Below are 13,388 nucleotides of genomic sequence, written 5' to 3' on the forward strand. Positions count from 1 at the left end.
CGCTTATCCTGTGCGCCGACGATCGTTCTCGGAAGGGATCCGATGCCGTCCCGGCAGGACCAGCTCCACTCCTACCAGTTCACCGTCCAGCGGGCGGTGGCCGCCCTGGTGATGCGGGAGACCGACCCCGCCCAGTCGCCGTTCCGCCGGCTGGCCGGTGCGGGCCTGGCCAGCGTGCTGGTCGCGGTGATCGCGCTCGGCGGGGTCGCCCTCTACGGCCTGTTCACCGGCGGTGGCAGCGCCTGGCGCGACCAGGGCGCGGTGATCGTGGAGAAGGAGTCCGGGGCGCGGTTCGTCTACCGCGAGGAGAAGCTGCACCCGGTGCTCAACTACGCCTCGGCGCTGCTGGTCATCGGGGCGGAACGGCCGAAGACCGTGCTGGTCTCCCGCCGCTCCATCGAGGGCGTGCCGCGCGGACTGCCGCTCGGCATCGCCGACGCCCCCGACTCGCTGCCCGCGCCGGGGCGGCTCACCGGCGGGGCGTGGACGGTCTGCTCGGTCACCGCCGCCGAGGCGGGCGGCACGGAGGTCCGTTCGGCGCTGCTGATCGGGCGGGACGCCACCGGCGGCCGGCCCCTCGGCGACCAGGGCCTGCTGCTGCGCCACCCGGACGGCAGCCTGCACCTGCTCTGGCACGAGCGGCGCTACCTGCTCCGCGACACCGGCCGGGTGCTCGCCGCGCTGGCCGCCACCCGGGAGCGGGCGGTGCCGGTGGCCCCGGCGCTGCTCAACACCGTGCCGGCCGGCGCCGACCTGGCACCGCCCCCGCTGCGCGACCTGGGCACCCCGTCCGAGCGGGTCACCGGCGCGACCGTCGGCGACGTCTACCTCGTCCGCAACTCCGGCGGTGGCCGGCAGTACGCGGTGGCCGGGCGGACCGGTCTGGCCGGCATCACCGAGTTGCAGGCCGCCCTGCTGCTCGCCCGCACCGGCCAGGGCGACCCGGAACCGATCACCCTCGGCCGGTTCGCCGCCCTGCCGAAGCTCCCCGACCTGGTGCCCACCGGGCCGACCGCCCCGCCCGCCGTCCCGCCCGCGCTGGTCACGGTGGAGGGCGGCGCGGTATGCGCCCGGGCCGGCGACAACACCGGCGTGCGCGAGGTCCGGCTCGGCGCCACCCCGCCGGACCTCTCCGCCGCCGCGCGGACGCCGCTCGGCCGGGGCGGGCTGGCCGACCAGGTGCTGGTCGAGCCGGGGCGGGGCGCGCTCGTCGAGTCGGTCGCCGCCCCCGGCGCCACCGGCGGCGCGGTCTGCGTGGTCACCGACCTCGGCCGGCGCTACGTGCTGGCCGGCGCCGACGTGCCCGGCATGCTCGGCTATGCCGGGGTGCGTCCGGTCCGGCTGCCGGCGGGCCTGGTCAGCCTGGTGCCGGCCGGCAGCCCGCTGGACCCGGCTGCCGCCCGCACGGTCGCCGCCCCGGCCTGACCCGCGCTCCGGGGGGCGAGCGCGGGAGGGTCAGGCGGCCGGCTTGCGGAAGACGGTCACCGCGAACTCCGCGTCGTCGTGCCAGGGGCGCAGGTCCCAGGTGGCGAAGCGGTGTTCGAGGCGGAGCCCGGCGGCCACCGCGTCGGCGTCCAGCCCGGTGACCGGGTAGCCGCGGTCGGTGCCGAAGCCGACCACCACGAGGCCGTCCGGCCGGACGTGCGCGGCGATCCGGGTCAGCACCGCGCGCTCGGTGCCGGGGGCGACGAATGCCATCACGTTGCCGGCCACCACGGCCGCGTCGAACGGCTCCGGCTCGTCCTGCGCGGCCAGGTCGAACTCGGCCAGGTCGGCGACCAGGAAGCGCGGGCCGGGGTGGTCGGCGCGGGCGGCGTCGATCAGCACCGGGTCGGCGTCGACGCCCACGGCGGTGTGGCCCCGGGCGGCCAGCGCGGCGGCCACCCGGCCGGTGCCGCAGCCGGCGTCGAGGATCCGGGCGCCCCGCGGGACGAGCGCGTCCAGCAGCCGGGCCTCGCCGGCCAGGTCCGCCCCTTCGGCGGCGAGCCGGCGGAACCGGTCGACGTACCACTGCGAGTGTCCTGGCTTGGTCTCGGTCACCCAGCGGGTCGGCTTGCCCATGCCGCCACGGTAGCTGATCTTGTGTGGGCCGGGCCGGGGAACCTCAGCCGAGGGCCAGGAAGGCGCCGGCGGCGAACGGGGCGCCGGTGAGGGCGCCGGCCACCACCTGTGGCCAGGTGTGGTCCCGCAGCACCACCCGGGACCAGCCGACCGCCGCCACGAGCAGCCAGCCGACGTGCAGCGCCGGGCCGAACAGCAGCACCAGGACGGCCGTGGTGGCGGCCGCGACCGCGGCGTGGATGCTCAGCTTCCACCAGTGGTTCACCAGGGTGCAGGCCGCGCCGACCACGAAGATCACCACGATCACGGCGAACAACTCGGCGGGCGCGCGCAGCGCGGCCAGCAGCGCCGTCCCGACCGCCACCGAGGCCAGGCCGGTCAGCAGCGGGCGGGCCCGCTGGGTGCGGTCGCCGACGTGCCGGTCGGTGAGCCGGCCGCGGCGTACCCCGTGGAGGATGACGCCGACCGGGATCACCGCGCAGAACAGCAGGGCGGTGCCGCCCCACAGCAGGAACTGCTGCGGGGAGCGGCTGACCCGGGCGGACGCCACCAGCGGCAGGGCGGTCACCAGGACGCCCGGCGCGAGCACCTCGGTGATCAGCCGGGCCAGCCGCCCGCTGACCGTCCGTTCCCGGGTCGCCCGCACCGGGTCATCCTGGTGGAGCCGTCCGCCAAGGTCAACTGCGGGCGGTGTGGCGCGGTCAACCGGCGGTCAGGAGGAGCTGGGCGGTCTGTTCCGGCTGGTCGACCTGCACGAAGTGGCCCGCGTTCGGCAGCAGGTGCAGGTCCGCACGGGGGAAGAGCTGCGCGAAGCGGCGCGCGACCCGGGGGTTGAGGGAACGGTCCTGGACGCCGAAGATCACCCGAACCGGCGGGCCGAACCGGCGCAGGTCGGGTATCCGGCGCCGGCGCGTCAGGACGGTGCCGAGCAGGTCGTCGTTGAGCCGCCAGAACGCCGGCTGGACCGCGACGAAGTTGTCGCACAGGCGCTCCACCACCGGGCCCCGGCGTCGGTCGTCGCGGATGAACCGGCCCACCTGCCAGATGTAGAGGCGCCGGGCCAGTTCCGAGCCGCGGCCCGCCAGCTTCCGGGCCGCGGCGCGCAGCAGTGGCGTCGAGTACAGCGCGATGACCGGTGGTCGGCGCAGTGACGCCGTCTGGTGGTAGTAGGTGTTGAGCAGCACCAGCGCGGCAACCCGGTGCGGGTAGAGCAGGGCCCAGTCGATGGCCGGCGGCCCGGACGCGTCGTGCGCCACCAGCACGACCCGCCGCAGCCCGAGGTGGTCGATCACCGCCGCGAGGTCCCCGGTCATGTTGTCCGCGGTGTACGGGTAGCCCTCGGGCTTGTCGGAGCGGCCCCAGCCCAGGAAGTCGAAGCGGACGACCCGCCGGTCACCGAGGTGCGGCATCAGCTCGTCGTAGAGGTGCAGGTTGTCGGGGAAGCCGTGCATCAGTACCAGCGGCACCCCCTCGCTGCCGACCACATCGACATGCAGCAGGTGTCCGGCCCGGGGAACCTTGAGTGTCTCGCGTACGTCTGGCATCCCACCCCGATCGCCGATGACCGAAACGACGATAGCCCGCAAGTCGGGCATCAAGGGCCGAGATGCGCCGCTGCCAGGCGCCGGTGGGAACTCCCGGCACCTGGCAGCGGCGGATCAGCCCTTCTCCGCGCCGCTGGTGAGGCCCTCGGTGAGCAGCCGCTCGCTGGCGAAGAAGAGGATCACGATCGGCAGGGTGAGGATCACCGAGCCGGCCATCAGCACCGTCTTCGGCACCTCGACGCCGTCGGAGAGCAGCGACAGGCCCAGCGAGACGGTCCACCGGTTGGGCCGGTCGACCAGGAAGAGCAGGGCGAAGAGGAACTCGTTCCAGGCGATCATGAAGTCGTAGAGGGCGACCGCCATCACCGACGGCGCGGCGAGCGGCAGGCTGACCCGGCGGATGATGCCGAGCCGGCCGGCCCCGTCGATCGCGGCGGACTCCTCCAGGCTGATCGGGATCGTCTCGAAGTAGTTCTTCAGCATGTAGACCGAGACCGGCAGGGTCTGCGAGATGTAGACCAGCACCAGCCCGACCAGCGACCCGCGCAGCCCGGCCCGCGTGAAGACCACGAAGAGCGGGATCGCGATGACGATCGACGGGAACAGGTAGACCGCCAGGAACAGCGCGCTGACCTGCCGCCGGCCGAAGAACCGCAGCCGGGACACCGCGTACGCGCCGGGGATGGCGATCACCAGGGTGAGCGCGGTGGCAGCCACCGCCACGATGCCGCTGTTGCGGATGAAGGCGAGGAAGCCCTGCCCGCCGTCCTCCACCGACTTCAGCACCTCGGCGTAGGTGGCGAAGGTCAGCTCGCCGAACGGCACGAGCAGCGAGCCGGGGTCGAGCAGCAGCCGCTCGATGGGGCGTACCGAGAGCACCAGCATGTACCAGAACGGCAGCAGGGTGACGAGCAGGAAGGCGGCGATCACCAGTCGGCGCAGCCAGCGCAGGCTCACCGTCTCGATCCGGTCCCGGTCCATCACGCCTCCTCCCGTCGGCCGCTGAAGAAGCGGAGGTAGATCGCGACGAAGACGATCAGCACCACGGCCAGCACGACCGCCTGCGCCGCTGCCGCGCCGATGTCGGTCCGCGCGGTGAGGAACTGGTAGACCCGGACGCTGACCACCTCGGTGCCGGCCGAGCCGCCGGTGAGCAGGTAGACGTCGTCGAACTTGTTGAAGGTCATGATGAACCGGAGCACGCCGATCAGGGCGATCACCGGCATGAGCTGGGGCAGCAGGATGTGCCGGAAACGCTGGGTCGGGGTGGCCCCGTCGACCCGGGCGGCCTCCTCCAGTTCGCCGGGCACGGCCTGGAGCCGGGCCAGCAGGAACAGGAAGGCGAACGGGAAGTAGCGCCACGCCTCGAACGCGATGACCGTCCAGAGCGCGGTGGACTCCTGGGACAGGAACGGGATCGGCGCGTCCCAGCCGAGGAACCGCCGGCCCCAGTCGTTGACGAAGCCGAGCTGCGGGTCGAGCATGACCTGCCAGACGAACGTCATGGCGACCACCGGCGCCACGTACGGCAGCAGCATGGACGCGCGGACGATCGTGCGGCCCCGGAACGGCCGGCGGACCACCAGCGCCGCCACCAGGCCGACCAGGATCGAGCCCACCGTCCCGCCGGCGCTGTAGACGACGGTCGTCCAGAGCGTGTCGGCGAAGCCGGGGGTGTGCAGCACCCGGTCGACGTTGTCCAGGGTCAGCTCGCCGAAGAGGCCGGTCCGGCGCAGGGTCGCGAGGCGTACCCGTTGGAAGGCCAGCACCACCGTCCAGACGATGGGGATGCCGATCACCGCGACCACGACGAGCAGGGTGGGAGTGACCAGCGCGAGCCCGGCGCGGGACTCGCGGCGGCGCAGGGTGAGCGGGCGTTTGCCGGACCGGCGGGGCCGCTCCCCGGTGGGGGAGCGGCCGGCCTCCGGCGCGGTGGTGGTCAATTCACACCCTTGGCGATCGCGTCGACGTCCTTCTTCGCCCGGTCGGCGGCGGCGCGGGCGTCGGACTTCCCGCCGACCACGTCGGCGAGCGCCTTGGGCACCGGCAGCTCACCGAGGATCGCCCCGACCAGCTTTCCCTGGCCCTGGGTCAGCCCCCAGCGCTGGAAGGTGTCCGGGCTCTCGCGCAGGGTGGCGAGCACGTCCTCGCCGTAGACCGCCGACAGCGGCTGCTTGCGGTCCACCCCGGCCGGGCTGGTGTTCCAGGCGGTGAGGAACTTCTTCTTGTCGTCCGCGGTGCCGGTGCGGACCGGGAAGCGCCCCTCGGGGGACATGCCGAACCAGCGCGGGTAGCCGTCGGAGAGCATGTACTCCACGAAGGACTGCGCCGAGTCGCTGGCGCCGTCCAGCACCGCCCAGGAGCTGATCTCGCCGTACTGGGCCGGCTCGGCGCCGTTCGGACCCTTGATCGCGGTGACGAAGCCGCTGTTCTTCGCCAGCCAGGCCGGGTCGGACTGGCACTGCGGGCAGGTGGGCTTGGCGTCGTTCCGCAGCCCGGCCAGCTCGTCGAGGATGAACGGCGACCAGATCAGCATGGCCGCCTTGCCGGCGAAGTAGGTGGCCCGGGTGGTGTCCACGTCCTGGGCGCCCTTGACCGAGTTGTTCCGCATCAGGTCGCCGTAGAAGCGGAACGCCTCGACGCACTCGGGCGAGTCCAGCGTGACCTTGCCGGCGTCGTCGGTGAGCTGGCAGTTGTTGGCCAGCGCGAGGTGCTCGAAGGTCTGCTGGGTGAAGACGTCGCCGGGGGCGGTCGCCGCGGTGATGCCGGCGACGCCGCCGGTGTTCAGCTTCGCCGCCGCGGCGGCGATCTTCTCGTACGTGTCGGGGGCGGGCAGGCCCGCGGCGGCGAACAGGTCCTTGCGGTAGACCAGCAGCTGACCCCACCCGTCACTGGGGACCGCGAGTTGCTTGGCGTCCTCGCTGGTCAGTTCGAGGGCGCGCGGGGAGAAGGTGTCCCGGCCGAGCTTCTCGACGACCCGCTTGTTGGCGTCCGGCTCGAGCAGGTCGTTGCCGGACAGGGTGCGCACCCCGGCCAGGGAGACCGAGCCGACCACGTCGGGCAGGTCGCCGGCGGCGGCGCTGGAGGCGATGAGGGAGGGGAACTGGTCCTCGTTGACCGTGACCAGGTTGACCTTGACTCCGGTCTTGGCGGTGTAATCGGCGATGATCGCCTTGGTGGCGTTCACCCGGTCCGCCACGTCTTCCAGGCTCCACACGGTTATCCGGGAACTGTCGGATTTCGGCTCGTCGTCACCGCAGGCCAGCAGGGTTGTCCCGGCAAGTGCCATGATCAGGGTGGGAGCGAGGATCCGCATCGAGGGTGATGGCATCGGTGGCACTCCTCTCGAAGGGTACATCAGGGATTTAACTCCCTCGATTGATCGTTTACAAGACAATTACCAATATTTCGGTTTAGAATTGGCTCCGGCACTTTTCTCGGAGCGACGCCATGGCCAACTGGGTTGTCTCTCTGGCCGGGCCCCGGCGGGTGAGCCTGGAGCCCTGCCCCCCGGACCCGCTCGGCCCGGGCCAGGTCCGCGTCCGCACCTGCTACTCCGGCATCTCCGCCGGCACCGAGCTGACCCTCTACCGGGGCAGCAATCCCCGGCTCAGCAAGGACTGGGACGACGCCACCCGGATGTTCGTGCCCCGGCAGGCCGCGCCCGCGTACCCGGTGGTGGGCTTCGGCTACGAGGAGGTCGGCGAGGTCGTCGAGGTCGCACCCGACGTCGCCGACCGCCGGCCCGGCCAGGTCGTCTGGGGCATCTGGGGGCACCGCGCCGAGGCCGTGCTGGCCGCCGGCGCGGTCACCCCGCTGGCCCCCGGGCTCGACCCCCTGGTCGCCGTCTTCGCCCGGCCCGGCGCCATCGCGCTGACCGCCGTGCTCGCCGGCGACCTGCACCTCGGCGACTGGGTCGGTGTCTTCGGGCAGGGGGTGATCGGGCTGCTCGGCACCCGGCTCGCCGTCCTCTCCGGAGCCCGGGTGGTGGCCGTCGACCGGGTGCCGGACCGGCTCGCGCACGCCACCCGGCTCGGCGCCCGCCGGGTGGTCGACGCCGCCGTCGACTCCGCCGCCGCCGCGCTGCACGCCGCCACCGGCGGCCGCGGCGCGGACGTCTGCCTGGAGCTGTCCGGGTCGTATCCGGCGCTCCACGAGGCGATCCGCGCCACCACCCACGCCGGCCGCGTCGTGGCCGCCGGCTTCTACCAGGGGTACGCCCACGGGCTGGGACTCGGCGAGGAGTTCCACCACAACCGGATCCAGCTGGTGGCGGCCCAGGTCTCCGGGCCCACCCCGGCGCCCAGCACGGCCGGCCGGTGGACCGGGACCCGAATCGCCCACACCTTCATGGACCTGGTGGCCGAGGGCAGCGTCGACCCGCTGCCGCTGGTGAGCCACGTCGTCGACGCGGGCGCGGTGGCCGACGCGCTGGCGTTGCTCGACCGCGGTGACGGTGACGCCCTCCAAGTGGTGCTGAGGTTCCCATGACCATCCCCTTCGCCTGCCAGGAGCAGTTGCTCCCCGGCGCCGGCCTGTCCGAGAAGTACGCCCTCGCCGTCTCCCTGGGCTACCAGGGCATCGAGCTGCGCGGCCGGGGTGACCTGGCCCTCGCCCGGCGGCTGCCCGAGCTGCGCCGCGCCCGCGCCGAGGGCGTGGTCATGCCGACCGTCTGCGTCGAGATGGACCACTTCATCGGCGACTTCGACCCCGAGCGCTCCCGCGACGCGGTGCGCAACCTGCGCTCCCAGCTCTCGGTCATCGCCGAGCTCGGCGGGATCGGCGCCATGACCCCGGCCGCCTGGGGGATGTTCTCCCGCCGGCTGCCGCCGTTCGAGCCGCCCCGCCCGCCCGACGGCGACCGGCAGGTGCTGGTCGACGCCCTGGGCGAGCTGGGCGAGCACGCCCGCGCCGAGGGGGTCACCCTCTTCCTGGAACCCCTCAACCGGTACGAGGACCACATGGTCAACCGGCTCGACGAGGCGGTGGCCCTGTGCCGCGCCGTCGGGCTGCCCTCGGTCCGGGTGGTCGCCGACACCTACCACATGAACATCGAGGAGGACGACGCGTGCGCGGCGCTGCGCGCGGCCGCGCCGTACCTGGGGCACGTGCAGGTCAGCGACTCCAACCGGCACCAGCCGGGGGCCGGGCACCTGGACTGGCCGGCGCTCCTGGCCACTCTGGACGAGATCGGCTACCCCGGCTGGCTGGCGCTGGAGTGCCGGCTGCGCGGCGAGCCGGTCGCCGCCCTGCGCCAGGCCGCCACCGTCCTCGCCCAGGCCCGGCCGCGGCGGGCGGCGGCGTGAGCGCGCGCAGCGAGCGAGCCATGGGGCTCAGCAGCGCGGCCGGGGTGCGGGCCGGCGGTCCCGGCCGCAGCGACGCCGAGCGGGCCGCCCGGCTGCGGCGACTGGCGCTGGCCACGTTGGACGCCAACTGGGAGCACGACCACACCGTGCCGTCCCGCACCCTCTATCCGCACCAGTGGAGCTGGGACTCGGCGTTCATCGCGGTCGGGCTGGCGCACGTCCGCCCCGACCGGGCCTGGCGGGAGCTGCGCACCCTGTTCGCCGCGCAGTGGGCCGACGGGCGGGTGCCGCACATCGTGTTCAACCCGGCGCTGCGGGTCGGCGCGTACTTCCCCGGGCCCGAGTTCTGGGACTCCGCCCGGGCCGACGGCGCCCCGGCGGCGGCCACCTCGGGGATCGTCCAGCCGCCGGTGCACGCCCCGGCCGCCTGGCTGGTGCACCGCCGGGCGCCCTCCGAGGCCTCGGTGGCGGCGCTGCGCTGGCTCTATCCGCGGCTGGTGGCCCAGCAGCGCTACCTGACCGGGCGTCGGGACGTCGGCGGGGGCGGGCTGGCCGCCGTCGTGCACCCGTGGGAGTCCGGCCTGGACAACAGCCCCGCCTGGGACGCCCCGATGGCCGCGGTGCCCGCCGACGAGGCGGTGATGCGGGCGTACCGCCGGCACGACACCGCGCACGCCGACGCGGCGCACCGCCCCACCGACCTGGACTACGCGCGCTACGTCGCGCTCGTGGACGCCTACCGGGCCGGCCGCTACCGCGACGAGGGGCTGCTCGGCCGGCATCCGTTCCTCGTGGAGTGCCCGCTGGTCAACGCGGCGCTCGGGGTCTCCGAGCAGGCCCTCGCCCGGATCGCCACCGTGGTCGGCGCCGACCCGGGGCCGCACCGGGACCGCGCGGCGAGGATCACGCAGGCCCTGGTCGACCGGCTCTACGACCCGGTGACCGGCACCTTCCGCCCGCGCGACGTCCGGGCCGACCGGCTCGTCCCGGCCCGTACGGTGCTCGGCCTGATGCCGCTGATCCTGCCCGACCTGCCGGCCCACCAGGTGCGGGCGGTGCTCGCCGAGGCGTGCTCGCCCCGGTTCGGCCTGGCCGCCCGGATGGACCGCCCGCTTCCCACCCACGACCGCACCGCGCCGGACTTCGAGCCGCTGCGCTACTGGCGCGGCCCGAGCTGGGTGAACACCGGCTGGCTGCTGTGGCGCGGGCTGCGCGCCCACCGCCGCGCCGACCTGGCCGCCGGGCTGCGTGAGTCCCTGCTGGACCTGGTCGACGCGGCCGGCTGCCACGAGTACTTCCACCCGGACACCGGGGCCGGGCTCGGCTCACCGGCGTTCAGCTGGACCGCCGCGCTGGTGCTCGACGCCCTCGCCGAGGGCTGAGCCGCCGGGTTCAGCCCGCCGGCACCGTCGCCGGATCGCCGGGTGCGGCCGGCGCCGGCACGGCCGCCGCGTCGGCGGGCGACTCGGGGATCAGCAGCTCGGCCGGCACCGGCTCGACCTCGACCCGGCAGTCGTGGAACGTGGGCGCCTCGCCCAGGTCGGTGTCGCGTACCGCGGTGACCGCGTTGACGGTGGCCCGGCCCGGGCTCAGCCGCGCCCAGTAGGCCTTGTACGTGAACGCCAGCCCCGGCCGGGTCGCCTCGTCCACCGCGACCGCCGCGAGGAACGCGCCGCGATCGTTGCGCACCCGCACCGCGTCGCCGTCGGCGAGGCCGCGCGCCGCCGCGTCGTCCGGGTGCAGGTGCACCCGGGGCGGGCCGGTCCGCCGGGTGTGCCAGGGCAGCGAGGCGAAGGTGGAGTTCATCAGGAACCGGCCGGCCGGGGCGATCAGCACCAGCGGGAACCGGCGGGCCAGCTCGGGGTCGGCCGCCTCCACCGGCGGGGTGTGCCCGGGCAGCGGGTCCACCCCGAGCCGGGCCAGCGCCGGGTCGTGCAGCCGGGCCCGGCCGTCCGGGGTGCGGAAACCACCGGCGGCGAACGGGGCGGCGCCGACCGGCACCCCGGTGGTCCGGGCGTACGTCCGCTCGCGCAGCTCCTCGAAGCTGACCGGCGTGCCGGCCAGCAGCTGCCGGGCCAGGTCCTCGTCGCTGTCGGAGAACCGGGGGTGGTCGATGCCGAGCGCGGCGGCGATCCGTCGGAAGATCTCGGTGTTCGGCAGCGCCTCCCCGGGCGCCCGGGTGACCGGCAGGTTCAGCGTCGTGTAGTGGTGGCCGTAGGAGGAGTGCAGGTCGAGGTGCTCGGGCTGCATGGTCGCCGGCAGGACCACGTCGGCGTAGTCGCAGGTGTCGGTCCAGCGCTGCTCCAGCACCACGGTGAACAGGTCGGCGCGGCGCAGGCCGGCGAGGAGCCGGTTCTGGTCCGGGGCGGTGGCGGCCGGGTTCGAGTTGAACACCACCAGCGAGGTCACCGGGGGGTCGGCCTCCCCGGTGAGCACGGTCGCCAGCCGGCTCATGTTCACCGACCGGGCCGGCGGGGCCGGCATGCCGAGCGGCCGGACCACGCGGTCCTCCTCGATCGGGTGGTGCCCGCTGGTCGACACCAGGGCGCCGCCGCCCGGGTACCGGAAGTCGCCGGTGACCAGCGGCAGCGCGCAGATCGCCCGGATCGCCTGGCCGGCGCCGTGGTGCCGTTGCAGGCCCAGCCCGACCCGGACAGCGGTGGGTCGGGTGGTGGCGATCCGGTCGCCGAGCCGGCGGACCACCTCGACGGGCAGGCCGCACTCGGCGGCGGCCCGCTCCACCGGCCACTCGTCGAGCCGGGCGGCCAGCTCGGGCCAGCCGACGGTGTGCGCGGCCAGCCACTCCTCGTCGGCCGCCCCGGCGTCGCGCACGTGCCGCATGAGGCCGAGGGCGAGGGCGGCGTCGGTGCCGGGCAGCGGGGCGACGTGCTCGTCGCTGCGTGCCGCGGTGTCGGTGCGCAGCGGGTCGATGGTGACCAGGTACGCGCCCCGCTCCCGGGCCTGCTGCACGAACGGCCACAGGTGCAGGTTGGTGGCGAGCGGGTTGGCGCCCCAGAGCACGATGAGCCTCGCGGCCACGATCGACTCCGGCTCGAAGCCGATCGAGCTGCCGTAGATCGAGCGGAGCGCCGCGCGGGCCGCTCCGGTGCAGATGGTGGTGTCCAGCCGGGACGCGCCCAGGTGGGCGAAGAGCCGCTGGCCCATCGTCCAGCCCTGCACGTGCCCCATGGTGCCGGCGAAGTAGTAGGGCAGCACCGACTCGGGGCCGTCCCGCTCGATGCTGACCCGCAGCCCGGCGGCCACCCGGTCGACCGCCTCCGCCCAGCTCGCCGGCCGGTAGGCGAACCGCCCGACGCCCTTCGGGCCGGTGCGCACGTAGGGCGTGGTCAGCCGGTCGGGGCCGTTGACCGCGTCCAGGTAGCGGTTGACCTTGCCGCAGAGCGCCCCCCGGGTGAACGGGTGGTCGCGGTCGCCGCGCAGCGCGACGGCCCGGCCGTCCTCCACGGTCAGCTGCCAGACGCAGGTGTCCGGGCAGTCGAGCGGGCAGGCGCCGGGGTGGGTGGTACGGGCCATACGGCGAGCCTACCGAGCCGCCGCGCGAGCCCGGTTCCCCCTGCGGCGCCGGGGCGGGTCACCGGATCGGCCGCCAGGTTGCCCGGTCGATCGCCATCCGGCCGCCGGGGCGCGCACGGCGATGTGGGCCGTTTGCCGCCGTCGCGCGCGGGTAACCGCGGCGCGACGCTCCGGGCCGTTTCGGGCCGGGGCTGTCGGATACCCGGCGGCGGGCGGCGACGACAGGAGTGCGGCTGTGCGGTTTCCCCGATTCGTCGAGGCGGTGTCCCGCCGCGCCGAGCTGCCCGCCGGGCAGGCCGCCACGATCTCACGGGCGGTGTTGCAGACCCTCGCCGAGCGGATCACCGCCACCGAGTCTGCGGACCTGGCCGCGCAGCTGCCGGACGAGGTCGGCAGCTATCTCGTCGCGCCGGGCGAGGGCGGCACGACCGGCGGCGCGGTCGCCTTCCTGTATCGGGTCGCGGAACGGGCCGGAGTGGACCCGGCGGTGGCTGAGGTGGGTGCTCGCGCGGTGCTCGCCACCCTGCGCGAGACGGTCACGGTCGGGGAGTTCCAGGATCTCGTGGCGCAACTCCCCAAGGGATTCGACGCAATGGTCGACCCGATCCCGCGGCCACCGTACGATGTGTAGGCAGGCTCCCCGAAACCCGGGTTGAGCTGCGGCGACGAGGCCGTCAATGTGGAAATTCCACGGTCAGGAAGTATTTTCACCGTAAAATAACTCGCGAGTAGGCACTTACGCGGTAAATCGTCTACGCGCTAGAGGGATGATCGGACGAATTCCTCCGTCCGAGGTTCCAGGGTGCCGTCCCCCCTTCGGCTTGACCTGCATCGATGCCCTCTCCATCGAGAGATTGAGCCTTATTCTGCTTCCAATGTGAAGTCCTGGGGGGGATCATGATCACATTCACTGAACGCTGCGCGCCTGTCATCCATGGGGAAA

At 74.1% G+C, this 13,388-nt stretch carries 12 protein-coding genes; 5 read left to right on the top strand and 7 right to left on the bottom strand.

The window, feature by feature from the left end; genetic code table 11:
• The first annotated feature begins 42 nt into the window (after positions 1-42).
• Positions 43-1,425: a type VII secretion protein EccB gene (gene eccB / locus ACFYPD_RS30885; protein ID WP_387121224.1), complete on the top strand. Its 1,383-nt coding sequence runs from the start codon at positions 43-45 to the stop codon at positions 1,423-1,425.
• A 30-nt stretch (positions 1,426-1,455) separates the two neighbouring features.
• Here eccB and ACFYPD_RS30890 read toward each other — a convergent pair whose 3' ends face one another.
• The 6 genes from ACFYPD_RS30890 to ACFYPD_RS30915 form a co-directional block, all read right to left on the bottom strand.
• Entirely contained in the window at positions 1,456-2,061 is a 606-nt protein-coding gene (locus ACFYPD_RS30890; RefSeq protein ID WP_387121227.1) for a class I SAM-dependent methyltransferase, read from the bottom strand.
• A 43-nt stretch (positions 2,062-2,104) separates the two neighbouring features.
• Entirely contained in the window at positions 2,105-2,707 is a 603-nt protein-coding gene (locus ACFYPD_RS30895; RefSeq protein ID WP_387121230.1) for a phosphatase PAP2 family protein, read from the bottom strand.
• 55 nt (positions 2,708-2,762) lie between these two features.
• A complete protein-coding gene (locus ACFYPD_RS30900) occupies positions 2,763-3,605 on the bottom strand; it encodes an alpha/beta fold hydrolase (RefSeq protein WP_387121233.1) in 843 nt (280 codons plus the stop codon).
• A gap of 114 nt (positions 3,606-3,719) precedes the next feature.
• On the bottom strand, positions 3,720-4,586 hold the full coding sequence (locus ACFYPD_RS30905; protein WP_387121236.1) for a carbohydrate ABC transporter permease: 867 nt from the start codon (positions 4,584-4,586) through the stop codon (positions 3,720-3,722).
• On the bottom strand, positions 4,586-5,548 hold the full coding sequence (locus ACFYPD_RS30910) for a carbohydrate ABC transporter permease (RefSeq protein ID WP_387121239.1): 963 nt from the start codon (positions 5,546-5,548) through the stop codon (positions 4,586-4,588). Before ACFYPD_RS30910 ends, ACFYPD_RS30905 begins: the two co-directional genes overlap by 1 nt.
• On the bottom strand, positions 5,545-6,936 hold the full coding sequence (locus tag ACFYPD_RS30915; RefSeq protein WP_387121242.1) for an ABC transporter substrate-binding protein: 1,392 nt from the start codon (positions 6,934-6,936) through the stop codon (positions 5,545-5,547). The genes ACFYPD_RS30910 and ACFYPD_RS30915 overlap by 4 nt, the downstream gene beginning before the upstream one ends.
• A 119-nt stretch (positions 6,937-7,055) precedes the next feature.
• Here ACFYPD_RS30915 and ACFYPD_RS30920 point away from each other — a divergent pair, with 119 nt between their 5' ends.
• The 3 genes from ACFYPD_RS30920 to ACFYPD_RS30930 are packed head-to-tail and all read left to right on the top strand — an operon-like array spanning position 7,056 to position 10,293.
• Positions 7,056-8,096, top strand: a complete 1,041-nt coding sequence (locus tag ACFYPD_RS30920) for a zinc-binding alcohol dehydrogenase (protein WP_387121245.1) — start codon at positions 7,056-7,058, stop codon at positions 8,094-8,096.
• A complete protein-coding gene (locus ACFYPD_RS30925) occupies positions 8,093-8,911 on the top strand; it encodes a sugar phosphate isomerase/epimerase family protein (RefSeq protein ID WP_387121248.1) in 819 nt (272 codons plus the stop codon). The genes ACFYPD_RS30920 and ACFYPD_RS30925 overlap by 4 nt, the downstream gene beginning before the upstream one ends.
• Positions 8,912-8,931: 20 nt before the next feature.
• Positions 8,932-10,293, top strand: a complete 1,362-nt coding sequence (locus ACFYPD_RS30930) for a hypothetical protein (RefSeq protein ID WP_387121390.1) — start codon at positions 8,932-8,934, stop codon at positions 10,291-10,293.
• 10 nt (positions 10,294-10,303) lie between these two features.
• Here the strand turns inward: ACFYPD_RS30930 and ACFYPD_RS30935 are convergent, their stop codons facing one another.
• Positions 10,304-12,445 (bottom strand): molybdopterin-dependent oxidoreductase, encoded by a 2,142-nt coding sequence (locus ACFYPD_RS30935; RefSeq protein ID WP_387121250.1) that lies wholly within the window; start codon positions 12,443-12,445, stop codon positions 10,304-10,306.
• Between the two features lie 235 nt (positions 12,446-12,680).
• Between ACFYPD_RS30935 and ACFYPD_RS30940 the strand changes: the two genes are divergently transcribed.
• A complete protein-coding gene (locus ACFYPD_RS30940) occupies positions 12,681-13,076 on the top strand; it encodes a DUF2267 domain-containing protein (protein ID WP_387121253.1) in 396 nt (131 codons plus the stop codon).
• Positions 13,077-13,388: the final 312 nt, after the last annotated feature.

It is taken from the genome of Micromonospora sp. NPDC005299, from assembly GCF_042872345.1.
In the GTDB taxonomy this organism is placed as follows: Bacteria; Actinomycetota; Actinomycetes; order Mycobacteriales; family Micromonosporaceae; genus Micromonospora.